Annotated in this window: 24 protein-coding genes and 1 tRNA gene; 13 read left to right on the top strand and 12 right to left on the bottom strand. The window is 71.1% G+C overall.

The features are described from left to right. Window positions 1–17: 17 nt before the first annotated feature. From ACIPPS_RS21380 to ACIPPS_RS21370, 3 genes are all read left to right on the top strand, one after another. A complete protein-coding gene (locus ACIPPS_RS21380) occupies window positions 18–515 on the top strand; it encodes a phage holin family protein (protein WP_401434273.1) in 498 nt (165 codons plus the stop codon). Further along, on the top strand, window positions 512–1,459 hold the full coding sequence (locus tag ACIPPS_RS21375) for an alpha/beta fold hydrolase (RefSeq protein WP_401434271.1): 948 nt from the start codon (window positions 512–514) through the stop codon (window positions 1,457–1,459). Before ACIPPS_RS21380 ends, ACIPPS_RS21375 begins: the two co-directional genes overlap by 4 nt. Before the next feature lie 121 nt (window positions 1,460–1,580). Next, window positions 1,581–1,769, top strand: a complete 189-nt coding sequence (locus ACIPPS_RS21370; RefSeq protein WP_401434268.1) for a hypothetical protein — start codon at window positions 1,581–1,583, stop codon at window positions 1,767–1,769. A gap of 218 nt (window positions 1,770–1,987) precedes the next feature. Here ACIPPS_RS21370 and ACIPPS_RS21365 read toward each other — a convergent pair whose 3' ends face one another. From ACIPPS_RS21365 to nth, 3 genes are all read right to left on the bottom strand, one after another. Next, window positions 1,988–3,187 carry a MarP family serine protease gene (locus ACIPPS_RS21365; RefSeq protein WP_401434266.1) on the bottom strand — a complete coding sequence of 400 codons (1,200 nt, stop codon included), beginning with the start codon at window positions 3,185–3,187 and terminating at the stop codon, window positions 1,988–1,990. Between the two features lie 74 nt (window positions 3,188–3,261). Beyond that, window positions 3,262–3,948 carry an NUDIX hydrolase gene (locus tag ACIPPS_RS21360; RefSeq protein WP_401434264.1) on the bottom strand — a complete coding sequence of 229 codons (687 nt, stop codon included), beginning with the start codon at window positions 3,946–3,948 and terminating at the stop codon, window positions 3,262–3,264. Window positions 3,949–4,654: 706 nt separating this feature from the next. Beyond that, on the bottom strand, window positions 4,655–5,758 hold the full coding sequence (gene nth, locus ACIPPS_RS21355; RefSeq protein WP_401434664.1) for an endonuclease III: 1,104 nt from the start codon (window positions 5,756–5,758) through the stop codon (window positions 4,655–4,657). A 253-nt stretch (window positions 5,759–6,011) separates the two neighbouring features. Here nth and ACIPPS_RS21350 point away from each other — a divergent pair, with 253 nt between their 5' ends. After that, complete coding sequence (locus ACIPPS_RS21350; RefSeq protein ID WP_015034542.1) at window positions 6,012–6,686, top strand: Crp/Fnr family transcriptional regulator; 675 nt, start codon at window positions 6,012–6,014, stop codon at window positions 6,684–6,686. An 88-nt stretch (window positions 6,687–6,774) separates the two neighbouring features. Here the strand turns inward: ACIPPS_RS21350 and ACIPPS_RS21345 are convergent, their stop codons facing one another. The 5 genes from ACIPPS_RS21345 to ACIPPS_RS21325 form a co-directional block, all read right to left on the bottom strand. After that, complete coding sequence (locus tag ACIPPS_RS21345) at window positions 6,775–7,659, bottom strand: prohibitin family protein (protein ID WP_401434262.1); 885 nt, start codon at window positions 7,657–7,659, stop codon at window positions 6,775–6,777. Window positions 7,660–7,749: 90 nt separating this feature from the next. After that, complete coding sequence (locus tag ACIPPS_RS21340) at window positions 7,750–8,580, bottom strand: MBL fold metallo-hydrolase (RefSeq protein WP_401434260.1); 831 nt, start codon at window positions 8,578–8,580, stop codon at window positions 7,750–7,752. Next, window positions 8,577–9,584, bottom strand: a complete 1,008-nt coding sequence (locus ACIPPS_RS21335; protein ID WP_401434258.1) for an NUDIX hydrolase — start codon at window positions 9,582–9,584, stop codon at window positions 8,577–8,579. Before ACIPPS_RS21335 ends, ACIPPS_RS21340 begins: the two co-directional genes overlap by 4 nt. A gap of 205 nt (window positions 9,585–9,789) precedes the next feature. After that, window positions 9,790–10,296 (bottom strand): RidA family protein, encoded by a 507-nt coding sequence (locus ACIPPS_RS21330; RefSeq protein ID WP_401434256.1) that lies wholly within the window; start codon window positions 10,294–10,296, stop codon window positions 9,790–9,792. Next, window positions 10,296–10,454: a DUF4177 domain-containing protein gene (locus tag ACIPPS_RS21325; protein ID WP_017947820.1), complete on the bottom strand. Its 159-nt coding sequence runs from the start codon at window positions 10,452–10,454 to the stop codon at window positions 10,296–10,298. The genes ACIPPS_RS21330 and ACIPPS_RS21325 overlap by 1 nt, the downstream gene beginning before the upstream one ends. 72 nt (window positions 10,455–10,526) lie before the next feature. On the opposite strand from ACIPPS_RS21325, the gene ACIPPS_RS21320 reads away from it, so the two are divergent. Both ACIPPS_RS21320 and ACIPPS_RS21315 read left to right on the top strand, forming a co-directional pair. Beyond that, the gene (locus tag ACIPPS_RS21320; protein WP_401434254.1) at window positions 10,527–11,489 is read left to right on the top strand and encodes an ArsA family ATPase; all 963 of its coding nucleotides are present in this window, start codon (window positions 10,527–10,529) and stop codon (window positions 11,487–11,489) included. Beyond that, window positions 11,486–12,943, top strand: coding sequence for an ArsA family ATPase (locus tag ACIPPS_RS21315; protein WP_401434252.1), 1,458 nt, complete (start codon window positions 11,486–11,488; stop codon window positions 12,941–12,943). The genes ACIPPS_RS21320 and ACIPPS_RS21315 overlap by 4 nt, the downstream gene beginning before the upstream one ends. Before the next feature lie 250 nt (window positions 12,944–13,193). Here the strand turns inward: ACIPPS_RS21315 and ACIPPS_RS21310 are convergent, their stop codons facing one another. Then, window positions 13,194–13,538, bottom strand: a complete 345-nt coding sequence (locus ACIPPS_RS21310; protein ID WP_026058363.1) for a WhiB family transcriptional regulator — start codon at window positions 13,536–13,538, stop codon at window positions 13,194–13,196. A gap of 582 nt (window positions 13,539–14,120) precedes the next feature. Between ACIPPS_RS21310 and ACIPPS_RS21305 the strand changes: the two genes are divergently transcribed. Then, the gene (locus ACIPPS_RS21305) at window positions 14,121–16,355 is read left to right on the top strand and encodes a transglycosylase domain-containing protein (protein WP_401434249.1); all 2,235 of its coding nucleotides are present in this window, start codon (window positions 14,121–14,123) and stop codon (window positions 16,353–16,355) included. Between the two features lie 187 nt (window positions 16,356–16,542). On the opposite strand, the gene ACIPPS_RS21300 is transcribed toward ACIPPS_RS21305, so the two are convergent. Next, window positions 16,543–17,007 (bottom strand): GatB/YqeY domain-containing protein, encoded by a 465-nt coding sequence (locus ACIPPS_RS21300; RefSeq protein ID WP_401434247.1) that lies wholly within the window; start codon window positions 17,005–17,007, stop codon window positions 16,543–16,545. A gap of 73 nt (window positions 17,008–17,080) precedes the next feature. On the opposite strand from ACIPPS_RS21300, the gene ACIPPS_RS21295 reads away from it, so the two are divergent. The 3 genes from ACIPPS_RS21295 to ACIPPS_RS21285 all read left to right on the top strand — a co-directional run bounded on the left by ACIPPS_RS21295 (window position 17,081) and on the right by ACIPPS_RS21285 (window position 18,923). Continuing rightward, the gene (locus ACIPPS_RS21295) at window positions 17,081–18,019 is read left to right on the top strand and encodes a metallophosphoesterase (protein ID WP_401434245.1); all 939 of its coding nucleotides are present in this window, start codon (window positions 17,081–17,083) and stop codon (window positions 18,017–18,019) included. A 57-nt stretch (window positions 18,020–18,076) separates the two neighbouring features. Beyond that, window positions 18,077–18,811 (top strand): Pr6Pr family membrane protein, encoded by a 735-nt coding sequence (locus ACIPPS_RS21290; RefSeq protein WP_401434242.1) that lies wholly within the window; start codon window positions 18,077–18,079, stop codon window positions 18,809–18,811. 38 nt (window positions 18,812–18,849) lie between these two features. Continuing rightward, window positions 18,850–18,923: transfer RNA gene (locus ACIPPS_RS21285), tRNA-Pro, on the top strand. Between the two features lie 477 nt (window positions 18,924–19,400). Here ACIPPS_RS21285 and ACIPPS_RS21280 read toward each other — a convergent pair. Both ACIPPS_RS21280 and ACIPPS_RS21275 read right to left on the bottom strand, forming a co-directional pair. Then, window positions 19,401–20,102, bottom strand: coding sequence for a class I SAM-dependent methyltransferase (locus ACIPPS_RS21280; RefSeq protein ID WP_401434240.1), 702 nt, complete (start codon window positions 20,100–20,102; stop codon window positions 19,401–19,403). Between the two features lie 106 nt (window positions 20,103–20,208). Then, the gene (locus ACIPPS_RS21275) at window positions 20,209–20,673 is read right to left on the bottom strand and encodes a glycine-rich domain-containing protein (RefSeq protein ID WP_401434238.1); all 465 of its coding nucleotides are present in this window, start codon (window positions 20,671–20,673) and stop codon (window positions 20,209–20,211) included. 192 nt (window positions 20,674–20,865) lie between these two features. Between ACIPPS_RS21275 and ACIPPS_RS21270 the strand changes: the two genes are divergently transcribed. The 3 genes from ACIPPS_RS21270 (at window position 20,866) to ACIPPS_RS21260 (ending at window position 23,902) form a co-directional block, all read left to right on the top strand. Continuing rightward, on the top strand, window positions 20,866–22,155 hold the full coding sequence (locus ACIPPS_RS21270) for a helix-turn-helix domain-containing protein (protein ID WP_401434236.1): 1,290 nt from the start codon (window positions 20,866–20,868) through the stop codon (window positions 22,153–22,155). Between the two features lie 949 nt (window positions 22,156–23,104). Continuing rightward, window positions 23,105–23,551 carry a hypothetical protein gene (locus tag ACIPPS_RS21265; protein WP_401434233.1) on the top strand — a complete coding sequence of 149 codons (447 nt, stop codon included), beginning with the start codon at window positions 23,105–23,107 and terminating at the stop codon, window positions 23,549–23,551. Between the two features lie 9 nt (window positions 23,552–23,560). Then, on the top strand, window positions 23,561–23,902 hold the full coding sequence (locus ACIPPS_RS21260; protein WP_401434231.1) for a hypothetical protein: 342 nt from the start codon (window positions 23,561–23,563) through the stop codon (window positions 23,900–23,902). The last annotated feature ends 157 nt before the right edge of the window (window positions 23,903–24,059 follow it).

Genomic DNA, 24,059 nt, shown 5'->3' with positions numbered 1-24,059 from the left:
GAGAAGAGGGAGCAGCGATGAGCGACCCGGTCAACGGAGCCGAGCGCAGCCTCGGACAGCTGGTCGCCTCGGCGACCGCCGAGATGTCCGCACTGGTGCACGACGAGCTCGCCCTGGCCAAGGCCGAGATCCGGCAGGACGTCAAGCGAGGAGCCATCGGCGGCGCGTCAGGCGCGACGGCCGCCACCGTGCTCCTCTTCTCCCTGCCGATGCTGAGCTTCGCGCTCGCGTACGGCATCAACGCCTGGACCGGCGGCCACAACGGCAACGGCGGCTGGAACCTCGCCTGGTGCTTCCTGCTCTCCTTCGCGGCGAACGTGCTGCTCGCGGGGGTGCTCGGGCTGTTCGCCTACGGCAAGTTCAAGAAGGTCAAGCCGCCGGAGAAGTCCATCGCCTCGGCCAAGCAGACCGCCGCCGTCCTGCAGAACGCCAAGCCGCACCCCCGCCCCGAACGGGCGGCTCTGCCCGCCGCGGTCCAGGACGAGGTCGCGGCTGTGGGACGCTCGTCCGTATGACCGTCCCTGAGAGCAGCAACGGCAGCGGGAGTCCTGTCGGCAGTCCCGTACGGATCGACGGCCCCTGGACCCACCGCGATGTGGCCGCCAACGGCGCGCGCTTCCACATCGCGGAGATGGGCGACGGGCCGCTCGTCCTGCTGCTGCACGGCTTCCCGCAGTTCTGGTGGACCTGGCGCCACCAGTTGCCCGCTCTCGCGGAGGCCGGCTTCCGGGCCGTGGCCATGGACCTGCGGGGCGTCGGCGGCAGCGACCGCACGCCCCGGGGTTACGACCCCGCCAACCTGGCGCTCGACATCACCGGCGTCGTCCGCTCGCTCGGCGAGCCGGACGCGGCCCTGGTCGGCCACGACCTGGGCGGCTACCTCGCCTGGACGGCGGCGGTCATGCGGCCGAAGCTGGTGCGCCGGCTCGCGGTCTCCTCGATGCCGCACCCGCGCCGCTGGCGCTCGGCGATGCTCTCGGACGTCTCGCAGTCGCGCGCCGGTTCGTACGTCTGGGGCTTCCAGCGCCCGTGGCTGCCGGAGCGTCAGCTCGTCGCGGACGAGGCGGCGCTGGTGGGCCGGCTGATCGAGGACTGGTCCGGGGCCGGCCTGCAGGACGAGGAGGCGGTCGCGGTGTACCGGCGGGCGATGTGCATCCCGTCGACGGCACACTGCTCGATCGAGCCGTACCGCTGGATGGTGCGGTCCATGGCGCGGCCGGACGGCCTCCAGTTCAACCGGCGTATGAAGCGCCCGGTGCGGGTGCCCACGCTGCATCTGCACGGTTCGACGGACCCGGTCATGCGCACGCGCAGCGCGGCCGGTTCGGGCCAGTACGTGGAGGCTCCGTACCGCTGGCGGCTCTTCGACGGCCTCGGGCACTTCCCCCACGAGGAGGACCCTGCGGCGTTCTCCACGGAGCTGATCAACTGGCTCAAGGACCCCGAGCCCGACCGCTGAGACACGGCCGACACACCCTCGCCGTACGCCCGTTCGAGAATCGGCCATGTGCCCGGCGCATACTCCAATTGGCGGGCCCCCGGGCGGTTACCGACCTTGGGCCACGGGCAGACGTCGGGGTATGGGCTGGACGCACGACTACGGTGACACAGCACGCAACCGCCGCTCGGCCGCTGGGCCGGGCTCGCACGAAAGGAGCGGTCCGCAGGAACAGGGCCGTTCACATCCGCCGCAGGACGTCGGGATCCCGCACATCCTGCGCCGCCGGGCCCGCTGGGTCTCGGCCCGGCTCCGGCACACCCGGGACTGAGAGCCCGGGCGCGCCCGCCGCACCCCACCCTCGCCCGCCCCTCCTCGGCTGTGACGCCGGTGACGCCCCAGGACATGGCCTACGGACACGTCCTGGGGCACGTCCCTGGAACAGGTCCTAGGGCACGTCCCAGGAAGACGCCTTAGGGCACGTCCCAGGAACACGCCTTAGGGCACGTCCCAGGAACACGCCTTAGGGCACGTCCTGGGGCCACGGCCCTAAAGTGCGCACCCCTGGGTGTCGACCTGCTGGTTCGCCGCTCGGCCCTGCACGATGTCCTCGCGGATCTCGTCGACCGTCAGGGCGTAGCCGGTGTTCCTGTCGTCGAGGGAGCGGGCGAAGATGACGCCCGACACCTTGCCGTCCGGGGTGAGCAGCGGACCGCCGGAGTTGCCCTGACGGACCGTCGCGTACAGCGAGTACACGTCCCTGCGCACCTCGCCGCGGTGGTAGATGTCCGGGCCCTGCGCGTTGATACGACCCCGCACGCGCGCCGAGCGGACGTCGTACGACCCGTTCTCGGGGAAGCCCGCGACGATCGCGCTGTCGCCGCTGCGGGCGTCCTGCTCGGTGAACTGGAGCGGCTCGGCGTTCAGGTTCGGCACGTCCAGGACGGCGATGTCGCGCTGCCAGTCGTAGAGGACGACCTTGGCGTCGTACAGCTTGCCCTCTCCGCCTATCTGGATCGTGGGCTCGTCGACACCGCCGACGACGTGGGCGTTGGTCATCACGCGGCGCCGGTCGAAGACGAAGCCGGTGCCTTCGAGGACCTTGCCGCAGCTCGGGGCCGTGCCGACGACCTTGACGATGGAGCGCTTGGCCTCGGCGGCGACCGGGCTGCCGGAGAGCGCCGGGTCCGGCGGACGGACGGCGGTGATCGGCTCGTTGGCGAACGGGCTGAAGACCTGCGGGAAGCCGTTCTGGGCGAGCACCGAGGTGAAGTTGGTGAACCAGGTGGACGCCTGATCGGGCATCACCTGCTCCACGCCGAGCAGCACCTTGGAGTTGCGGACCTCCTTGCCGAGCGTGGGCATCGAGGTGCCCGCGAGCGCGGAGCCGAGCAGCCAGGCCACGAGGAGCATGGCGACCACGTTGACCAGCGCGCCACCGGTGGCGTCCAGGGCGCGCGCAGGTGACCAGGTGATGTGGCGGCGCAGCTTGTTCCCGAGGTGGGTGGTGAAGGCCTGACCGACGGACGCGCAGACGATCACCACGACGACGAAGACGACGGTCGCCGTGGTCGAGACCTCGGAGTTGTCCGTCAGCTGGTCCCAGATGACGGGGAGCAGGAGGACGGCGACGAGCCCACCACCGAGGAAGCCGATGACCGACAGGATGCCGACCACGAAGCCCTGGCGGTAACCGATGATCGCGAACCATACGGCGGCGAGCAGCAACAGGATGTCCAGCACGTTCACCGTCTATAGCCTCGCAGATTCGTCTTCGGTCGCCGCCGGGCCGGCCTTCGCCCCGGTCCGGCCTGATCAGCCTGTCATGAGCGCCAGTCGAGCGGGACCTGCTTGGCCCGGTCCCACGGTCGCTCCCAGCCGGCGTAGTGCATCAGCCGGTCGATCACCCCGGCCGTGAAACCCCAGACCAGAGCGGATGCGACGAGGAACGCGGGGCCGTTGTGACCACTGGGGTGGACGGCCGTCGCGCGGTTGGCGGGATCCGTGAGATCCGCCACGGGGACGGTGAAGACCCGGGCGGTCTCGGCCGGATCGACGACCCCGACCGGGGTGGGCGTGCGCCACCAGCCGAGGACGGGGGTGACGACGAAGCCGCTGACCGGGATGTAGAGCTGAGGCAGGACGCCGAAGAGCTGGACACCGGAGGGATCGAGGCCGGTCTCCTCCTCGGCCTCGCGCAGGGCGGCCCGCAGCAGGCCTCCGTCTGCGGGCGGGCCGTCCTCGGGGTCCAGGGCCCCGCCAGGGAAGGAGGGCTGGCCGGCGTGCGAGCGCAGCGAGCCGGAGCGCTCCATGAGCAGCAGCTCGGGACCGCGCTCGCCCTCGCCGAAGAGGATGAGGACGGCGGACTGCCGTCCGGCGCCGCTCTCTGGCGGCAGGAAGCGGCTGAGCTGCTCGGGTCGCACGGTGCGCGCGGCCCGGTCCACGGGGGCGAGCCACTCGGGCAGCCCGTCCCGCCGCACCAGCCCACCGGTACCGACGCCACGCGGCACACCGTCTGCGCGGGGGGCGCCGTCTGCGGGCGGGGTGCCGTCTGCGTGCGGGGCGCCGGATACGGGCGGGGCGCCGGATACGGGCGGGGCGCCGTCGGCCCCCGGGGCACTGTCGCCTCGCGGGGCGCCGTGTACGGGCGGGGCGACGCCTTCGTGCGGCAGAGCGTCGGCTCGCGGGGCGCCGGATACGGGCGGGGCGCCGTCGGCTCGCGGGGCATCGTCGGCTCGCGAAGCATCGTCGGCTTGCGGGACAGCGGCTGGGCGTGCCCCGGCCCCGACGACCGGCGCGTCCGTCGGGTGCTCCGTCGGCGCGTGGCTGATCGACGCGTGGCCGGTCGGCCCGTGCCGGGTCGGCGCGTGCCCGGTCGGCGCGTGCTCCGCCGGGCCGTGCTCCGTCGGTCGGTCCGGCGCGGGCCGATGGGCCGTGGGCCGGTCAGCCGTCGTGGGCCGGTCAGCCGTCGTGGGCCGGTCAGTCGTCGTGGGCCGGTCGGCCGTCGTGGGCCGGTCAGTCGTCGTGGCCCGGTCGGCCGTTGTGGGCCGGTCGGCCGTTGTGGGCCGGTCGGCCGTTGTGGGCCGGTTGATCGCCGGCCGCCCGGCCGTCGGGCCGTTCTCGGCTTCCGTCTCTTCCTCCGTGCGCGTCATAGGCAGACACCCCCGTGTTTCACAACGCGATCCGCGCGTCCGTTCGTTCCCCCCGCGCCTGGGCTCACTCGGCCCCCGGGGAGACGCCGGGGGCGGGGGCCGCCGGGCGGCCCGGATAGTCCGGTGGCGGATTGAGGCGCTGGCCGGGGTAGCCGCCCTTCTCGTACTTCAGGAGCTTCTCGGCCTTCTCCGGGTCCGTCTCGCCCTCTCCGTACGCCGGGCAGAGCGGGGCGATCGGGCAGGCACCGCACGCGGGCTTGCGGGCGTGGCAGATCCGGCGGCCGTGGAAGATCACCCGGTGCGAGAGCATCGTCCACTCGCTCTTCGGGAAGATCTCCGCGACCTCGGCCTCGATCTTGACCGGGTCGTCGCTCTCGGTCCACCTCCAGCGGCGGGCGAGGCGCATGAAGTGGGTGTCGACGGTGATCCCGGGCACCCCATAGGCGTTGCCGAGGACGACGAAGGCGGTCTTGCGGCCCACTCCGGGCAGCTTGACCAGGTCGTCGAGGCGGTCCGGGACCTCGCCGCCGAAGTCGTCCCTGAGGGCCGCGGCGAGGCCCATGATCGACTTGGTCTTGGCGCGGAAGAAGCCGGTGGGCCGGATCAGCTCCTCGACCTCCTCCGGGACGGCCGCGGCCAGGTCCTCAGGGGTCGGGTAGGCGGCGAACAGCGCGGGGGTGGTCTGGTTGACCCGCAGGTCGGTGGTCTGCGCCGAGAGGACCGTGGCGACGAGCAGCTCGAAGGGGTTCCGGAAGTCCAGCTCGGGATGGGCGTACGGAAAGACCTCGGCCAGCTCCCGGTTGATCTTCCGGGCCCGCCGGACCATCCCGAGCCGGGATTCCGGTCTCCCGGCCTTCGCGCGGGACTGCGCGGCCGCCTTCCCGCGGGGCTGCCCGGCCCCCGCCGCCTTCGCCCCCGCCGCCGTCGCCGCGGTCTTGCCGGCAGCCTTCTTGGCCGGCTTCCGGGCGGCCTGCCCGGTGGCCCTTCCGGCCGGCTTCTGTGCGCCCTGCCCGGCGGCCGCTCCGGCAGGCTTCCGGCCGGTCTGCGCGGCAGCCTTCTCGGCAGGCTTCGCGGCGGGCTTCTCCGTAGGCTTCCCGCTAGGTTTCCCGGCGGCCGCCGTGGTGCGTTCAGCCGCATTTGTCCGCTTCGGCGTACCCTGTTCGCCCACAGCGGAATTACCCTTGGCCGACACTCTCCCAGCCCCCTTGGCCTGCGCTCTCACCGGCGAGTTGGACACCCGGCCAGCCTAAGCGCCCCCACCGACATCCGCCCCGGCCACGCCCGATGAGGACCCAATCGGGGCCCTGACGTACGGACGGGCGGTTCGGTACGTCAAACTTGTTGTGATTGATCGCACTGTTTTGTACGTCCGGCATCATGGGAGCAAGATCCCCTGAGCAGGTCGACATAGGAGAGAACTCGTGGACGACGTTCTGCGGCGCGCCCCGCTCTTCGCGGCGCTCGATGACGAGCAGGCCGCGGAGCTGCGCGCCTCGATGAGTGAAGCGACGCTCGCCCGTGGCGACGCGCTGTTCCACGAGGGGGACCCCGGCGACCGCCTGTACGTGGTCACCGAGGGCAAGGTGAAGCTGCACCGCACCTCGCCCGACGGCCGGGAGAACATGCTGGCGGTCCTCGGCCCCGGCGAGCTCATCGGTGAGCTCTCGCTCTTCGACCCGGGCCCGCGCACCGCCACCGCGACCGCGCTGACCGAGGTCAAGCTGCTCGGCCTCGGCCACGGCGACCTCCAGCCCTGGCTGAACGCCCGCCCCGAGGTGGCCACCGCCCTGCTGCGCGCGGTCGCCCGACGACTCCGCAAGACCAACGACCAGATGTCCGACCTGGTCTTCTCCGACGTGCCGGGCCGGGTCGCCCGCGCGCTCCTCGACCTGTCGCGCCGCTTCGGCGTGCAGTCGGAGGAGGGCATCCACGTCGTCCACGACCTCACCCAGGAGGAGCTGGCCCAGCTGGTCGGCGCCTCCCGCGAGACGGTCAACAAGGCCCTGGCGGACTTCGCCCAGCGCGGCTGGCTGCGCCTGGAGGCCCGCGCCGTGATCCTGCTGGACGTGGAGCGCCTCGCGAAGCGATCGCGCTAGCACGCCCCGTACGACGACGTACGAGGAAGGCCGCCCCGGTCGTCGGACCGGGGCGGCCTTCTCGCGTACATAGGTACGACCTCCGTGACTACCGCTTCGTACCGTCCACGATCAGCGGGTTCCCCGTGCCGCCGCCGCACGGAACCGCGTACACCGGGTTCTTCGCCGCGGCCTCCTTGTACGCGTCGATGCACTGGTTCATCAGGACCTTGTCGGTCAGCGACTCGTTGAGGATCTTGTTGGCGCGGGCGATGCCCTCGGCCTCGATACGGCGCCGGTCCGCCTCGGCCTTGGCCGTGCGCGAGGCCTCGGTGGCCCGCTCGGTGGCCTGCTGCTGCTGGATCTTGCGGTCGATCTGGGTCTGCAGGGACGCCGAGGGCTTCACGTTGCGCAGGTTCACGGCGGTGACGGCGATCCCGCGCGGGGCGAGGCGCTCCGTGACGAGCGTGCCGATCTCGGCGTTGATCTTCTCGCGGTCGCTCGCGTAGCCCTGCTCGCTCGTGTAGCGCGCGAAGACGTTACGGACGATCTCCCGGCTGTCCGGGTAGACCAGGCGCTGCTGGATGGACTCCTCGCTGCCCGCCAGGCGGTACAACTCGACCGCCTTGGCCGGCGTGACCGCCCACTTCACGGTCACCTCGACCTCCATCACACCGCCCTGCGAGGAACGGACCTCGACCACGTCCTTGTCGGAGAGGTTCAGGTCGACGGGGCGCGTGGAGAAGGTCGTGACGTCGGTGAACGGCGACTTCACGTGCATGCCCGAGGTCATCGGCTGCCCCACCTTGCCGAACGCGACCGGGACGCCGACCTCGTACGCGCTGACCACGTAGGTCATGCTGGCGATCAGGGCGAAGGCGCCGGCGAGGGCGGCACCGAGCGCCCCCAGCTTCAGCCCCTTCGAGCCGTTGGACCGGCTGACGAAGAACAACACGACCGCTGCGATGAGCAGCAGGATCGATATGACGAACATGGGCTTTCCCCCCGAGAGCTACGGTCAAAGTAAGCGGAGCGTAAAGCACTGCGGGTGCAGCGTGCCCTCGGGGGTGGGGAGTCGGCGGGGTCAGATCAGGCCGTGCTCCCGCAGATACTCCAGCTGCGCCCGCACGGAGAGTTCGGCGGCCGGCCACAGCGAGCGGTCCACGTCCGCGTACACATGGGCGACCACCTCCGACGGCGTCAGGTGCCCGTTCTCGACGGCCGTCTCGACCTGTGCGAGCCGGCCGGCGCGGTGCGCGAGGTAGAACTCCACGGCGCCCTGAGCGTCCTCCAGGACCGGGCCGTGGCCCGGCAGCACGGTGCGGACACCGTCGTCGACGGTGAGCGAGCGGAGCCGTCGCAGCGAGTCCAGATAGTCGCCGAGGCGCCCGTCGGGATGGGCGACCATCGTCGTGCCGCGCCCCAGGATCGTGTCGCCCGTCAGGACCGCCTGGTCGGCGGGCAGATGGAAGGAGAGCGAGTCCGAGGTGTGACCGGGCGTCGGCACCACCCGCAGCTCCAGGCCGCCGACCGTGACGACGTCCCGGGCGCCGAGGCCCTCGTCGCCGAGGCGCAGCGCCGGGTCCAGGGCGCGTACCCGAGTCCCCGTCAGCTCCGCGAACCGGCCGGCGCCCTCGGCGTGGTCGGGGTGGCCGTGGGTGAGGAGCGTGAGCGCGACGCGCTTGCCCAGCTTCTCGGCGGTCGCGATCACGTTCCGGAGGTGGCCGTCGTCGAGCGGACCGGGGTCGATGACGACGGCGAGACCGGAGTCGGGCTCGGAGACGATCCAGGTGTTGGTGCCGTCCAGGGTCATCGCCGACGGGTTGGGCGCGAGGACGTTGACGGTGCGGGCGGTCGCGGGCCCCGAGAGCACCCCGCCCCGCGGCTGTCCGGGCAGCGAACCGGCGGCGGTCATCGCTCGTCACCCCCGCGGTCGGACGCGGATCGCCGGGCATCGGACGCCGGAGCCTCAGCCGGAGCCGGAGCCGGATCCTCAGCCGGAGCCGGAGCGGCAGCCGGAGACTCAGCCGCAGCCGCGGCCGGGGCTCCCGTGCCCTCGTCCGCGCCCGACGGGATGTGCTTCGTGAACTCGTCGTGGCCCGGCCAGCTCAGGATCAGTTCGTCGCCTTCGAGACGCGCCCGCGCCAGTACGGGAGTCATGTCCTGGGCGGCCGCGGCGGCCAGCGCCTCGGCGGCCGAACCGAACTCCGTGAGGCCGCGCAGGGTCGAGACCGTCGGCGGCATCATCGTCAGCTCGCCCCGGTCGTACCCGGCCGCCGCCTCCGCCGGGCGGATCCAGACCGTGCGGTCGGCCTCCGACGAGGCGTTGCGGGTGCGCTGACCGGCCGGCAGGGCGGCCACGAAGAACCAGGTGTCGTACCGCCGCGGCTCGAACTCCGGCGTGATCCAGCGCGCCCACGCGCCCAGCAGGTCCGAGCGCAGCGCCAGGCCGCGCCGGTCCAGGAAGTCGGAGAAGGACAGCTCGCGGGCGACCAGCGCCTCCCGGTCCTTCTCCCACGCGTCGCCGGTGGTGTCCCCGACCACGGTGTCGGCGGTCTCCCCTGCGAGCAGCACGCCCGCCTCCTCGTACGTCTCGCGCACGGCCGCGCAGACGATGGCCTGCGCCTCCTGCGTACTCCCGACGCCGAGGCGGGCGGCCCAGCTCTCCAGCGAGGGGCCCGCCCAGCGCACCGGGTGTTCGTCGCGCGGGTCGACACCGCCGCCGGGATAGGCGTACGCGCCGCCGGCGAAGGCCATGGAGGTGCGCCGCCGCAGCATGTGGACGCTCGGCCCGCCCGTGCCGTCCCGCAGCAGCAGGACCGTGGCTGCCCGTCTGGGAGTCGCCGGGGTGAGTTCACCCACGGCGAGGGCGCGGATGCGGTCGGGCCATTCCGATGGGTACCACTGACCATTCGGCATGGCCGGATGGTATGCGCAACTACCGTCACGCACGAGAGCCGATTCCCCCTGGACGGGAGAACCGGCTCTCGTGAACGACGTACGGCGTACGGCGTACGGGTCCGACCTACGGACGGCGTACGGGCGGAGCTACGGACGGCGTACGGACGGAGCTACGAGCCGTCCCGCTGCCCGCTGCCCGCTACCTGCTGCCCGCTGCCTGCCGTCAGGCGCGGACGTGGACCTCGGCGTCGACGAGCTCGACCTGGACCTCGACCTCGACCGGGGCGTCGAGCGGGAGGACCGCCACGCCCACGGCGCTGCGCGCGTGCACGCCCTTGTCGCCGAGGACGGCGCCGAGCAGCTCGCTGGCGCCGTTGACGACGCCCGGCTGACCGGTGAAGTCGGCGGCCGAGGCGACGAAGCCGACGACCTTCACGACCCGCTTGATCCGGTCCAGGTCACCGGCGACCGACTTCACGGCCGCGAGCGCGTTCAGCGCGCACGTGGCGGCGAGCTGCTTGGCCTCCTCGGCGGTCACCTCGCCGCCGACCTTGCCGGTCACCGGAAGCTTGCCCTCCACCATCGGGAGCTGGCCCGCGGTGTAGACGTACACGCCCGACTGCACGGCCGGCTGGTAGGCGGCCAGCGGCGGCACGACCTCCGGCAGGGTCAGGCCCAGCTCGGCGAGCTTCTCCTCGACGGACCCGGTGCCGTTCGCGGCCGCGCCCATCAGGACTTCTCCCGCTTCAGGTAGGCCACGAGCTGCTCGGGGTTGTTCGGCCCGGGAACGACCTGGACGAGCTCCCACCCGTCCTCGCCCCAGGTGTCCAGAATCTGCTTCGTCGCGTGCACGAGAAGGGGCACGGTCGCGTATTCCCACTTGGTCATGGAGCCGACTGTATCCGCTGCCACAGGCAGCCTCCTGCTTAGGCGGGCGCTCCAGTGGTTAGGCTCGAAGGCGTGAGCAGGCTCCAGGTCGTCAGCGGCAAGGGCGGTACCGGTAAGACGACGGTCGCCGCCGCCCTCGCGCTCGCCCTCGCGACGGAGGGCAAGCGCACCCTCCTCGTGGAGGTCGAAGGCAGACAGGGCATCGCACAGCTCTTCGAGACGGAGGCGCTGCCCTACGAGGAGCGCAAGATCGCCGTCGCTCCGGGCGGTGGGGAGGTCTTCGCGCTGGCCATCGACGCCGAGCGCGCCCTCCTCGACTACCTCCAGATGTTCTACAAGCTGGGCAGCGCGGGCCGGGCCCTGAAGAAGCTCGGCGCGATCGACTTCGCGACGACGATCGCGCCCGGGGTGCGGGACGTGCTGCTGACCGGCAAGGCCTGCGAGGCGGTCCGCCGACGCGAGAAGCACGGCGGCTACAGCTACGACCACGTGATCATGGACGCGCCTCCGACCGGCCGGATCACCCGCTTCCTGAACGTCAACGACGAGGTGGCGGGACTGGCCAGGATCGGCCCGATACACAATCAGGCGCAGGCGGTGATGCGGGTCCTGAAGTCCCCGGAGACGGCCGTGCACCTGGTGACGCTCCTGGAGGAGATGCCGGTCCAGGAGACCGCGGACGGCATCGCGGAGCTGCGCGCGGCCGAACTGCCGGTGGGCGGCGTCATCGTGAACATGGTCCGTCCGCACGTCCTCGACGAGGCGGCGGTACGGGCGGCCTCCGGCGACCACCGGGACGCCGTCGCGCGGACACTGGCGGCGGCGGGGGTGCGCGGCGGTACGAAGCTGGTCGAGCCGCTCCTGGAGCAGGCGGGCGAGCACGCGCAGCGGGTGGAGCTGGAGCGCGAGCAGCGGGCCGTGCTCATGGAGCTGGACGTACCGGCGTACGAGCTCCCGTTCCTGGGGGACGGGGCGGACATCGCGGGCCTGTACCGGCTGGCGAAGGAGCTGCGGAAGCAAGGGGTGGGCGTGTGACGGGTCCGGTGAACGGCACGGCGAACGGTCTGGACTCCGTACCCGTACTCGCGCTCGATCCGCTCATCGACGACCCGGGCACCCGGATCATCGTCTGCTGCGGCGCGGGCGGTGTCGGGAAGACGACGACGGCGGCGGCACTGGGCGTACGGGCGGCGGAGCGGGGCCGCAAGGTCGTCGTGCTGACGATCGACCCGGCGCGGCGCCTCGCGCAGTCGATGGGGATCGACTCGCTCGACAACGTCCCGCGCAGGGTCGACGGCATCAAGGGCTCCGACGGCGGGGAGCTGCACGCGATGATGCTCGACATGAAGCGGACCTTCGACGAGATCGTCGAGGCGCACGCGGACGGCGAGCGAGCCCGGGCGATCCTGGAGAACCCCTTCTACCAGTCCCTGTCGGCCGGTTTCGCCGGTACGCAGGAGTACATGGCGATGGAGAAGCTCGGGCAGCTACGGGCCCGTGACGAGTGGGACCTGATCGTCGTCGACACCCCGCCCTCGCGCTCCGCGCTCGACTTCCTGGACGCGCCGAAGCGGCTCGGTTCTTTCCTGGACGGGACGTTCATCAAGCTGCTGATGGCCCCCGCGAAGATGGGCGGCCGGGCGGGGATGAAGTTCCTGAACGTCGGGATGTCGATGATGACGGGGACGCTCGGGAAGCTGCTGGGCGGTCAGTTCCTGAAGGACGTGCAGACGTTCGTGGCCGCGATGGACACGATGTTCGGCGGCTTCCGGACCCGGGCGGACGCCACGTACAAGCTGCTGCAGGCGCCGGGGACGGCCTTCCTCGTGGTGGCCACGCCGGAACGGGACGCGTTGCGCGAGGCGGCGTACTTCGTGGAGCGGCTGGCGGCGGAGGAGATGCCGCTGGCGGGTCTGGTCCTCAACCGCGTGCACGCCAGTGGCGCCGCCCGGCTCTCGGCCGAGCGGGCACGGGCCGCGGCGGAAAATCTTGACGAGGGTCGCATGGTGGATCAGGAGGATGGGAAGACTGCTGGGCGTGGCTCCCGCGTCACCGCCACCGCCACCGCCGCCTCCTCCGAGCCTTCGGACTCGGCGACCGCCGCCGATCACGCACCAGGCACAGCCCCGAGCAAGGCCGCCGCATCCCCCGCACGTTCGGCACCTCCCGCACGCCCCGCACCTTCCGCGCACGATTCCGCGCACGATTCCGCGCACGATGAGGCTGCCCCCACAGCCGACTCCGGCGCGGACGCCGACGCACACAGCGAGGTTCACGACATCAAGGAGCTGACCGCCGGCCTGCTCCGACTGCATGCCGAACGCATGCAGGTGCTCGCGCGCGAACAGCGCACGCGCGACCGCTTCACGGCGCTCCACCCGGAGGTGGCTGTCGCCGAGGTGGCAGCCCTGCCCGGCGACGTCCACGACCTGTCCGGGCTTCGGGCCATCGGTGACCGCCTCACGGCGGGCCGCATGCCGCAGGCCTGAGCACGCCCGCGTGACGGGCGGGGCCGTATGCCGCAGGCCCTGAGCACGCCCGCGTAACGGGGCGGGGCCGCATGCCGCAGCCCCTGAGCGCTCGTGTGGCGGAGCGGGGCCGCAGTCCTGAGCGCTCGCGTGACGGGGCCCGGCGGGGTCGGGTGGTCATCCCCGCGTCCCTGCACCCGTTCGCGTACGGCGCGTCTCCCACCCGTACCCGGCGGCGCGTACCGCGTCCTACGGCGCCGAGGGGTGGGGGTCAGCCCACCGCCGCGTACGCCTCGTACGTCGCGTCGTCCTCCATCGCCACGGGCAGCAGGCCCGCTCCCCGCTCGTACTCCGTCCGCGCCGTCTCCAGCAGGCGCCGCCACGAGGTGACGGTCGGCCGCCGGCGCAGCAGGGCACGGCGCTCGCGCTCCGTCATGCCGCCCCACACACCGAACTCCACGCGGTTGTCGAGCGCGTCGGCGAGGCACTCGGTCCGCACCGGACACCCGGTGCACACCGCCTTTGCCCTGTTCTGCGCCGCTCCCTGCACGAAAAGTTCATCCGGATCGGTAGTGCGGCAGGCCGCCTGCGCACTCCAGTCAGCTACCCAGCCCATACCGGCGCCGTCCTCTCCCGAATCGAGGCTCCCCCACGGCGGTAGCGGCATATTCACCGCTGCCAGTTGGTGACGTTACGGAAGGTGGGCACAGCGCAACACCCCCTTCGGGCCCAATCTTGAATGGCCCGAACGGACTATGCGTACGCGGCAGATCACCCAGGGGAGTGACCGGAGGACATGCGTGTCGAAACCGGCGAACCGGTACAGTTCGCCCGGTTGTGACGGAGCCACAAGGGGCACCGAGTGACGCATGGGGCGGAATCGGGCAGGGGGTTCCCAGGGTTCGGGGCCAAGGGAGTTCCTGCCGATGTCACACCCGGGTCTTGATGCGGAACCACACTGCTGTGACAGTTGAGAGCAGCTTAGGCCAAGGCCTATACGCCTGTCCGGCGAATGGGAACGTAGCCCGCTCGCGTCGCCGTGCCGTCAGGCCGCCCGCGTCGCCGTGCCGTCAGGCCGCCCGCGTCCGCGTGTCGTCGAGGCCGCCCGCGCGGCCCGCATGTCACGGTCTCGTACGCGAACGCTCCGAGAGGCCCCCGCTCCTACGGAACGCTCATCACTACGGATTAGGCTGCCCCCATGGCAAAGAAGCGCTCGGGCGGAGGTCTGACCGGGACCCAGCAGGCCGCCAAGTTCCTCGGTGTCAGTGTGCTCTCCGGAGCCGTGCTGGCAGGCATCGCCCTGCCCGCGGCCGGCGCACTGGGGCTCGCGGCCAAGGGGACGGTCGAGGGTTTCGACGAGATCCCCTCCAACCTGAAGACCCCACCCCTGAGTCAGCGCACCACCATCCTCGACTCGGAGGGCGGCCACCTCGCCACCGTGTACTCGCGCGACCGGAAGGTCGTGCCGCTGGCGAAGATCTCTCCGTACATGCAGAAGGCGATCGTGGCGATCGAGGACTCGCGCTTCTACGAGCACGGGGCGATCGACCTCAAGGGCGTGCTGCGCGCGATCAACCGCAACGCCCAGTCGGGCGGTGTCTCCGAAGGCGCGTCCACGCTCACGCAGCAGTACGTGAAGAACGTCTTCGTCGAGGAGGCCGGTGACGACCCCGAGAAGGTCGCCGAGGCCACCCAGCAGACCATCGGCCGCAAGGTGCGCGAACTGAAGTACGCGATCCAGGTCGAGGAGGAGCTGGGGAAGAACAAGATCCTCGAGAACTACCTCAACATCACCTTCTTCGGTCAGCAGGCCTACGGCATCGAGGCGGCGGCCCAGCGCTACTTCTCCAAGCCGGCCGCCGACCTGAAGCTGGAGGAGGCCGCGATGATGGCCGGCCTCGTCCAGTCGCCGAGCCGCTACGACCCGATCAACGACCTCGAGGAAGCCACCAAGCGTCGCAACGTGGTGCTCCAGCGGATGGCCGAGGTCAAGAACATCAGCCAGGCGGAGGCGGACAAGGCGAAGGCCGCTCCGATCAGGCTGAAGGTGAAGACCCCGAAGAACGGCTGCATCACCGCCGTCGACGGCGCCGGCTTCTTCTGCGACTACGTGCGCAAGACGATCCTCAACGACCCGGCCTTCGGCAAGACGGTCGAGGAGCGGCAGAAGCTGTGGAACCTCGGCGGCCTGACCGTCCGGACCACGCTCGACCCGCGCGCGCAGGAGGCGGCCAACGAGGCGGCCGTCGCCCACGTCAACGAGGACGACAAGGTCGCCGCCTCGGTCGTCCAGGTCCAGCCGGGCACCGGCAAGGTCCTGTCGATGGGTCAGTCGCGGCCGTACGGTCTCGACCAGAAGCAGCACCAGACCACGCTCAACCTGGCCGTCGGCAGCAAGATGGGCGGCACGACGTACGGCTTCCAGGTCGGCTCGACCTTCAAGCCGATCACGGCCGCGGCCGCCCTGGAGAAGGGGCTGAGCCCCGCGCAGAGCTTCTCCTCCGGTTACGAGATCACCATCCCGGAGAACTCGTTCACGCGCTGCGACGGCAAGCCGGCCGGATACGCCGACTGGAAGGTCGGCAACGAGCTCAAGTCCGAGACCGGCACGTGGGACATGACGAGCGCGCTCGGCAAGTCCATCAACACCTACTTCGCTAAGTTGGAGCAGATGGCCGGCCTCTGCGAGACGGTGCGGATGGCGAAGAACGTCGGATACGAGCGCGAGCTGGGCAAGCAGGTCAAGGAGAGCCCCTCGATCACGCTCGGCGCCATCGAGGCCACCCCGCTCGACATGGCCGCCGGCTACGCGACCTTCGCCAACCGCGGTACGTACTGCACCCCGATCGTCCTCGAGTCGATCAAGACGGCCGACGGCAAGCAGCTGAAGGTGCCGCAGACCGAGTGCTCGCGCGCCATGAGCGAGCGGACGGCCGACACCATCAACCAGATGCTGAAGGGCGTCGTCGAGGACGGCACGGGTACGAAGGCCGGTCTGAGCGACCGCGACAACGCCGGCAAGACGGGTACGACGAACGACCGCAAGGACGCCTGGTTCGTCGGGTACACCCCGAACCTGTCGACGGCCGTCTGGGTCGGCGACGACGTCGGCGAGAAGCAGTCGATGTTCGACATCACCATCGGCGGCGAGTACTACCCGAAGGTCTGTGGTGGCTGCCTCCCCGGCCCGATCTGGAAGATCGCGATGACCGGGGCGCTGGACGCCTCCGAGACCCCGCAGTTCGCCCCCGTCTCCGTACCGCGCGGCGAGAAGCCGGAGGAGAAGGACAAGCCCAAGCCCGGCGACAACAAGCCGGGCAAGCCCCAGAAGCCCGGGAAGCCGGGGAACGACGACGGCCCGGACCTCCCGGACTTCGACCTCCCGGAGGGCATCATCGGCGGGCCCGGCGGCCGGGGCGGCAACGGCCCGTAGGGCATACGCCGTACCGGCACAGGACATGACGAAGGGCGCCTCCCGCGCGGCGGGGGGCGCCCTCGGTCGTATGTGTGCATGCGCATGAGCCTGGGCGGACTTGAGGCCGGGGGCTCAGGGCACGTGCGTGCCCGGGGCCGGGGACCGGCCCGGGGGCTCAGGGCACGTGCGTGCCCGGGGCCGGGGCTCAGCCCGCGAGCAGCTTCTTCACCGCGGCCGCGACGCGCCCGCCCTCGGCCTGGCCGGCGACCTTCGGGTTCACGATCTTCATGACGGCGCCCATCGCGCGCGGACCCTCGGCGCCGGCGGCGCGCGCCTCGGCGACGGCGGCGGCGACGATCTGCTCCAGCTCCGCGTCGTCGAGCTGCTTCGGCAGGTACGCGTCGAGGAGCACGCCCTCCGCCTTCTCCCGCTCGGCCGACTCGGCGCGACCGCCCTGGGCGAAGGCCTCGGCGGCCTCGCGGCGCTTCTTCGCCTCGCGGGCGATCACCTTCTGCACCTCGTCGTCGGAGAGCTCGCGCTTGGTCGTACCCGCGACCTCCTCCTTGGTGATCGCGGTGAGGGTGAGCCGCAGCGTCGAGGAGCGCAGCTCGTCGCGCTCCCTGATGGCGGCGTTGAGGTCGTCCTGAAGCTTGGCCTTGAGCGTGGTCATGCCCCAAGTGTGTCAGGTGCCGCGCCCCACCCGCCCGCCCATTTCCGCCCACCGGGTCTGCGACGATGGGGGGATGCGCGCACGGTACGGGATCCCCCTGAAGGTCACGGCAGGTCTCACGGCGACGGCCGCGGCCGGAATCGTCTACGCGGCGGGCTTCGAAGCCCGCTCGTTCCGGCTGCGCCGGGTGACGATCCCGGTCCTCCCCCGAGGGATGCGGGACCTGCGGGTCCTTCAGGTCTCCGACATCCACATGGTGTGCGGCCAGCACAAGAAGCGGGCCTGGCTGCAGAAGCTCGCGGGGCTGCGACCGGACTTCGTCGTGAACACCGGCGACAACCTCTCCGACACGGAGGCGGTCCCGGAGGTCCTGGACGCGCTGGGCCCGCTGATGGAGTTCCCGGGCGTGTACGTCTTCGGCTCCAACGACTACTACGGGCCCCGGCTGCGCAACCCCGCCCGCTACCTCCTGGAGAAGACCCAGGGGCGGCACGGCCTGAACGGCAACAAGCCGGTGGTGGGCGCGGTGCACAACCCCTGGGAGGGGATCCGGGACGCCTTCGACGAGGCGGGCTGGGTGAACCTGACCAACGCGCGCGGCCGGCTGAAGCTGGCCGGCCTCGACCTGGCCTTCACCGGCCTGGACGACCCGCACATCAAGCGGGACCGCTACGAGCAGGTGGCCGGCGGCCCCGACGAGTCGGCGGACTTCTCGATGGCCGTCGTGCACGCCCCGTACCTGCGGACGCTGGACGCGTTCACGCAGGACGGCTACGGGCTGGTCCTGGCGGGGCACACGCACGGTGGACAGTTGTGCATCCCCTTCTACGGCGCGCTGGTGACCAACTGCGACCTGGACACGGACCGGGTGAAGGGGCTCTCCACGCACACGGCGGCGGGCCGGACGTCGTTCCTGCACGTCTCGGCGGGGTGCGGAACGAACCGGTACACGCCGGTCCGGTTCGCCTGCCCGCCGGAGGCGACCCTGCTGACGCTGACCGCCCGCGACTGAACCGTTTCCCCGAATGAACCGTTTTCCCCCCGAACGGCGCGGCTTTACGGTGGGGGGATGCTTACGCCGAACGCCGCGTCCGTGCCCGCCTCCGCCGTCGTTCCGGCGGTCCGCCGCCCCGTCGCGGCGGTCTTCCGGGGGCTGATCGCGTCGGCGGCGGCGACGGGCGTGGTGATCGAGTGCGCCCTCGGGAGCGTGCCGGTCGTCCTGAGCTTCTTCACCGTCTGGTCGAACATCGCGGTCGCGATCGTCCTCGCGCTCTCGGCCCGCCGGGCCTGGACCGGCCGACCACCGCTGCCGGCGCTGTGGACGGGCGGGGCGCTGCTGTGCGTCTCGGTGGTGGGGCTGGTCTTCCACCTGATCCTGGCCAACGGGTCGAGCGAGTTCAACCAGGCCGCGGAGATCGCGAAGCTCACGGGCGGCAGGGCGGTCGCCAACCAGCTCCTGCACACCGTGACCCCGGTCGGCACGGCCCTCGACTGGCTGCTCCTCACCCTCCCCGGCGCCCTCCGGTGGCGCCACGCCGCCCAGTGGCTCGCGGCGCCGGCGGCGTACCTTGCGTTCGCGCTGATCCGCGGCGCCCTGCTCTCCCCGGACGCCCCGACCCGGTACACGTACCCCTTCCTCGACGTCACCGAGTACGGCTACGGAGGCGTGGCCACCAACGCCCTGGTCCTGGGCCTCGCCTTCTACGCGCTGGGCCTCGTGATCGTCGGCCTGGACCGCGTCCGACCTGCGGTGCGGGGGCGCGAAAACCGGATTTCGTCTCAGGGCGCGGGTGGGCTAAAGTAATCGATGTCGCCGCGACGTGAAGAACAGCGCAGTGACATCGGGGTGTAGCGCAGCTTGGCAGCGCGCTTCGTTCGGGACGAAGAGGTCGTGGGTTCAAATCCCGCCACCCCGACAGCTGAAACACCAGGTCAGGGCCGGTTTTCCTTCAGGGGGACCGGCCCTGACTGCGTTGTATCCGGGTGCCATCTGGGTGTGATCTTGAAACGGGATGTCACCGCTCGGCGGCGCGCTGCTGCAAGAGCCGGTCGAGGATCGGGGTCGGGAGCGCGGGGCGAGGAGCGGCCGGTCGTCCAGGGACTCGTGCCAGACCTCGGTGAGCTGGTCCATGAGGAGCGCGTGCATGGTGTCCGTCACGTGGGCATACCGGGCGCTGACCGATCCGTCCGCGTGGCCCAGACGCTCGTCCGCGAGAAACTTCGGGCAGCCCAGCCCCTCCAGGAGCGTGCGGTGGCCCGTGGCGGAGCCCGTGACGGGTCAGCCGGTCCTTGATCGGCAGCCAGCACGCCCCAGCTGACCCTCAGCGCGAACGCACCGCGGCCCCGGAGCCCAGGAAACTGGGCCCGGGGCAACGGCATTCCCCGGCCCGGTCTCAGGTGGCGGGACGCTCGGCCGTGACGAGGAGGGTGGCGGCGGGCCGGGGGCCGTCGCCAGCGGGCAGCTCCTCGACGCGGATGTCGGTGAACCCGGCCTGGTCCAGGACCTTGGTCCAGACGTGCTCCTGCAGCACCCACCGGTGCATGGTGGCGCTCTCGCCCCCCGGGGTCTTCGCCGGCACCTCGGCGGCCGTGACATCCGGCTGCGCGGGCTTGCCGGACAGGTAGTGGGCGAGGGTGGAGAAGACCAGGTGTCCACCGGGGCGGAGCGCGTCAGCGGCGGCCGGGAGCAGCTCGCGGGGGTCGGTGAAGTCCACCGCCCCGAAGAGGCTGTAAAGCACGTCGTAGGCGCCCGGGTTCACGCGAAGGTGGGCGACGACGTCCGCGTGGACGAAGTGCAGGCGCGGGGCGAGGTCGGCGTACAGGGCGGTGGCCATGCTGTGCTGGGCCGTGGACGCGTCCACGGCGTCGATCCGGTTCGGGGCGTGGTGCACGGCCAGGTGCGCGGCGTGGCGGGCGGTGCCAGCGCCGAGGTCGGCCACGGTCTTGCCGGTGAGGTCGCCGAGGACTTCCGGGCCCGGCCCGTCCTGCTGATCCCAGGTCCAGCGGAAGGAGTCGGGGACGGCGTGGTCCTGCGCGGCGCGGGCCCGGCCGTAGTGGTGCCATAGGTCTGTGGTCGTGGTCGTCACCCGCGTCATCCTGGCGGCACCGCGCGGGGGCTGCTGCCGGTCCCGGCGAAAGTCACCCGGGCGTGCCTCGGCGGCCCGAGCCGTGGGCCCGGACCGACGAGGGCATCACGTGAGGTCAGTGCGAGTCGTTGCCCGGGTGGCAGGGCCCGCAGTCGGCGGCGTCCTCCCACAGCGGGAGGTCCACCTCCCAACCGGCGCGGGCGACGAGATGGGCGGTCTTGATGACCGACCCGTCGTTCTTCATCTCGACCTTGGGCACGTGGTGCAGGAAGTGCCCTCCGTTGTACTTGTCGCACAGCTCGGCGTAGGCGACGGTGTCCAGGATGATCGTGTGGGCGCCGATGTCGACCAGCTTGCTCGGGGCGAGTCCCAGGCCCTGGCCCCGGAGGGACATGGCAGTGAGCAAGTAGGCGTAGCCCTGGCCGAGGACGCGGGTGGCCATGACGGAGTCGTACGGGTAGTCCCGCATCAGCAGGCCCACCTGCTTCTCCCAGAGGTCCGCCGGCACGATGTCACGGGGGGAGCGGGCCGGTCCGGTCACCGGGTCGGTGGCGACGGGGGTGTCGACTGCGGTTGCCATGGTGCCTCCCTTGGATGGTGCCTGCCCCATGAGGTATGGGGCGATGTAACGAGAACACCGCATCCGGCCCCCGGCCGATGATCAACTGGGTTTCCTTGCAAGGCGTTTGCACGTCGTGCAAGCGGTCTCGACGGACGCCGTCCCGCGCCCGTACCGTGGTGGCCCCCGGTCGTGTAGCAGGGGGAGGGACCAGTGCCCGGTGACCCGCTCTGGAACAGCGCGAAGGTCAGGGAGTTAGTCGCCCGGCGACAACCGGGCGGACTCGTACGGTTGGGCCGTGAGCACCGAGAATGGACGCTCGCCGAACTCGGCGAGCACCTGGGGTGCTCGGCGGCGACGGTCTCGCGGATGGAACGCCGGACCCGGGTCACCGACCTGACGCTCATTCACCGGGCCGCCTCAACGGTGGGCGTTCCTCGACACGTCCTGGTGAGTTCTCTGGCGCCCCCCGTTCCTTCCGGATTGGCCAGCACTAGAGTGTCGGCCAGTCCGCACGCCGAGGAGGACCCGATGCGCCGCCGCTCGTTGCTCGCCGCCACGGCGACCGTACCGGCCGCCATGCTGCTCGGCATGGACCGGGCCTTGGCCGACACCCCGCCGCCGACGGGCAGGGGCGCCCTGGACGCCCGCTTGACCTCCGCCCGCGACCTCTTCGACAAGGGGGCCCACACACAGCTCCTCGGTCTGCTGCCGGGCCTCCTGGCCGACGGGCACGCCGCTGCCTCCTCGCGCCGCGAGCTGGACCAGGCCCGAATGTCCTCCGTCTACAGCCTGAGCGCCGCCCTGCTGATCAAGCTCGGCTCGTACGAGCAGGCTCGCCTCACCGCCGACCGCGCGCGCACCTGGGCCGAGGTGTCCGGGTCCCCGCTCGCCGCCGCTGCTGCCTCCCGCGAGCTCGCAATCGTGCTGCGCCACCAGGACCGGGGCGAGGAAGCCCAAACCCTCATGGAGTCGGCCGCGGCCCGGGTGGAGGCGACAGGGCTGCGGACGGACGCGGCCTCGTCGGCCTACGCGCAGATGCTTTGCACCCTGGCCTACACCGCCGCCCGGGGAGACCGGCGCGCGGAGGCCCTGGCCATGGCCGAGGAGGCGCGGCGGGCCGCACGGCGCCTGCCGCTCCAGGCGCCTGCCGGGCGTCTCCTCCCCATCAGCCCGGCCGCCGTGGATCTCTACGCCGTCGGCGTCCACTGGGCCCTTGGCGACGCCGGCGCCGCCCTGGAGGCGGGGCGGAACCTTCGGCCCGAGCACTTCCCCACGGCTGAGCGGAAGGCACGCCTGGGCACAGACATGGCCCGTGCCTGGTGGGCGTGGGGCCGCCCTGAGCAGACCGCCCGCGCCTTGCTCGACGCCCACCGTGCGAGCCCCGGCGAGGTGAGAGACCGACCCGCAATCCGCAGTATCGTGACCGAGTTGGCGCAGCGGCACCCTCGTGCCGTTGGCGTGCGGGAGCTGCACGCCGCCGTGTCCGCCCCGGCGAGCTGAGACCGCCGCCCGTCGGGCCCCATCGGGTCCGGACATGCCTCGCTCCCGGCACCGAGGGGTCCCGGCCACCGTCGACCCGGCCGCAGTCGGCGCTCGCCTGGGTACGACACCCAGTTCTGGAGGCGACACCCAGGTGTCGGGGGCAGCGTTGCACCCTCTCCAACCTGGGCACACGTCTGCGGTACTTCTGCCGATTCTGGGTGTGAACCGGGTGTCGGTCTCCGGAACTAAGGAGTGCGGGAGGGGTGCCCCAGAGGTAGCGCAGACCCAGGGCGGCGGGACGCCGGCCTTGAACCAATACCTCTGACCTGCGCTTATGCGACGCTGCAGTGCAGGTCAGGAGGGTGCGGAGCGCAGGGCCGTTACCCAGCGTCCCTGATTCGGAACGAAGAGGTCGTGGGTTCAAATCCCGCCACCCCGACAGCTCTAAGTACCAGGTCAGGGCCGGCTTCCTTCACTGGAACCGGCCCTGACTCATGCTGCGTGACTAGTCGCGCGGCTGGCCGGCCTCGCCGACGTGGTGCCTTTGGGACCCTTCGTCGACTTCGCCGCTTCGCTCGATGACCTGGGCCGGCGCGCGAGGCGGACGCTCCGCGGCTCCTGCACCCCGCCAGTTACCCCGGAGGTTCGAGGCGCCGCATGGACCTCGCTGAGGCGCGCACGATAGGTGACGACGCGCTCCTCCGGTGCCTGCCCGAGCAGGGGAGCCTCGCGTGACCGCTGCCGAGGACCGAGCCTGGATGGAGCGGGCCATCGACCTCTCACGCACATGCCCGTCGGCAGAGGGAGCCTTTTCGGTCGGTGCCATCATCGTGGGCGGCGACGGGGAGGAACTCGCTCACGGCTACTCCCGCGAGACCGATGCCAGACCATCCGACCCTCCTGGCGCATTCCCTTAATTTCCCCATAGCCTCTATGGCGACCACAAGCCTTGAATAAAGGGGGAACCGTGAAGTTCACGGGGCGAATTTCGATGGTCGGAAGCGCACTCTCAATCACAGTCTCGGCGCTCGTGATGACATCTATCCCTGCAATGGCCACCGTCACAGCGGACCCGCGCGCAGGGAAGTCCGAAAACCACATCGTCAAGAACTACACCAGGGGATTCGTCAACGTCCCGCTGCGTTGCGCAACGTCGACCTGGGGATATCGGCACCTGGTCCCCAAGCACGGATTCAATGACAGCCAGATCGCCAACACTGTGGCACGAGGCAAGCAGAGCTTTGGGTTCTACTACACGAACCTGGCCCAGTGTCCGCCCACGACGTTCAAGGTCGTCTACAACGACGGGGCCCTTGGCGGTACCGGAGTAAGGCCGCAGGGCATCATTATCGCCTACTACCAGGCGGGCCACATTTCATCCATCGCCCCTCAGGCGGCCGCAGCCGCCTGCTAACATCGACGCATGGAGCAAGTGAGCATCCCTCTCCACCTTCAAATGGAATTGGAAAAGTCGTTCGGAGGTCCAGGGGATCCCGCTTTCAAGCTGTCAAGCATCGCGTTCCCACGTGAAGGCGGCGAACTCACTCTGTCCGCGACCGTGGACATCACCCCTGACCGCGAACGCAGCGAGCGGTGGCTCCTCAGCCTGGAGTTCTCCGAATTCGACGCCGCCGCCGCGCATCAGAGCGAAACGGCAGAAGCGCACTCCTGGTTCGCCTTGATGGCGAAGACAAACATCATCGAATGGTGGCACACGCGGAAAACCGAGCCCAACATGCCCCTGCCACCCCGCCGCATCGGATAGACACCCGACCTTTCGGTGAATGCCGCATCGCCCGCCCGGCAGGCATGGGCTCGCACGGGGAGCCGTTTGGGAGCCGACCTCCTCCCCAAGCCCCCGCGACACCTCCCGAGACCACTGCCCGCTCCGACCCTGTGACCAGGCGAAACTGCCGGGCGGG

The organism is Streptomyces sp. NPDC090127, assembly GCF_044746945.1.
GTDB lineage: Bacteria > Actinomycetota > Actinomycetes > Streptomycetales > Streptomycetaceae > Streptomyces.
Note: the sequence above shows the minus strand (reverse complement) of the source record. Positions and strands in the feature narration are given on the sequence as shown.

Coding starts and splice junctions, on each gene's coding strand:
- ACIPPS_RS21325 (WP_017947820.1), bottom strand. CDS start 10,454: ATGACCAAGTGGGAATACGCGACCGTGCCCCTTCTCGTGCACGCGACG.
- ACIPPS_RS21330 (WP_401434256.1), bottom strand. CDS start 10,296: ATGGGCGCGGCCGCGAACGGCACCGGGTCCGTCGAGGAGAAGCTCGCC.
- ACIPPS_RS21335 (WP_401434258.1), bottom strand. CDS start 9,584: ATGCCGAATGGTCAGTGGTACCCATCGGAATGGCCCGACCGCATCCGC.
- ACIPPS_RS21380 (WP_401434273.1), top strand. CDS start 18: ATGAGCGACCCGGTCAACGGAGCCGAGCGCAGCCTCGGACAGCTGGTC.
- ACIPPS_RS21305 (WP_401434249.1), top strand. CDS start 14,121: ATGGCAAAGAAGCGCTCGGGCGGAGGTCTGACCGGGACCCAGCAGGCC.
- ACIPPS_RS21280 (WP_401434240.1), bottom strand. CDS start 20,102: ATGACGCGGGTGACGACCACGACCACAGACCTATGGCACCACTACGGC.
- ACIPPS_RS21310 (WP_026058363.1), bottom strand. CDS start 13,538: ATGGGCTGGGTAGCTGACTGGAGTGCGCAGGCGGCCTGCCGCACTACC.
- ACIPPS_RS21375 (WP_401434271.1), top strand. CDS start 512: ATGACCGTCCCTGAGAGCAGCAACGGCAGCGGGAGTCCTGTCGGCAGT.
- ACIPPS_RS21300 (WP_401434247.1), bottom strand. CDS start 17,007: ATGACCACGCTCAAGGCCAAGCTTCAGGACGACCTCAACGCCGCCATC.
- ACIPPS_RS21260 (WP_401434231.1), top strand. CDS start 23,561: ATGGAGCAAGTGAGCATCCCTCTCCACCTTCAAATGGAATTGGAAAAG.
- ACIPPS_RS21345 (WP_401434262.1), bottom strand. CDS start 7,659: ATGTTCGTCATATCGATCCTGCTGCTCATCGCAGCGGTCGTGTTGTTC.
- ACIPPS_RS21290 (WP_401434242.1), top strand. CDS start 18,077: ATGCTTACGCCGAACGCCGCGTCCGTGCCCGCCTCCGCCGTCGTTCCG.
- ACIPPS_RS21295 (WP_401434245.1), top strand. CDS start 17,081: ATGCGCGCACGGTACGGGATCCCCCTGAAGGTCACGGCAGGTCTCACG.
- ACIPPS_RS21370 (WP_401434268.1), top strand. CDS start 1,581: ATGGGCTGGACGCACGACTACGGTGACACAGCACGCAACCGCCGCTCG.
- ACIPPS_RS21340 (WP_401434260.1), bottom strand. CDS start 8,580: ATGACCGCCGCCGGTTCGCTGCCCGGACAGCCGCGGGGCGGGGTGCTC.
- ACIPPS_RS21275 (WP_401434238.1), bottom strand. CDS start 20,673: ATGGCAACCGCAGTCGACACCCCCGTCGCCACCGACCCGGTGACCGGA.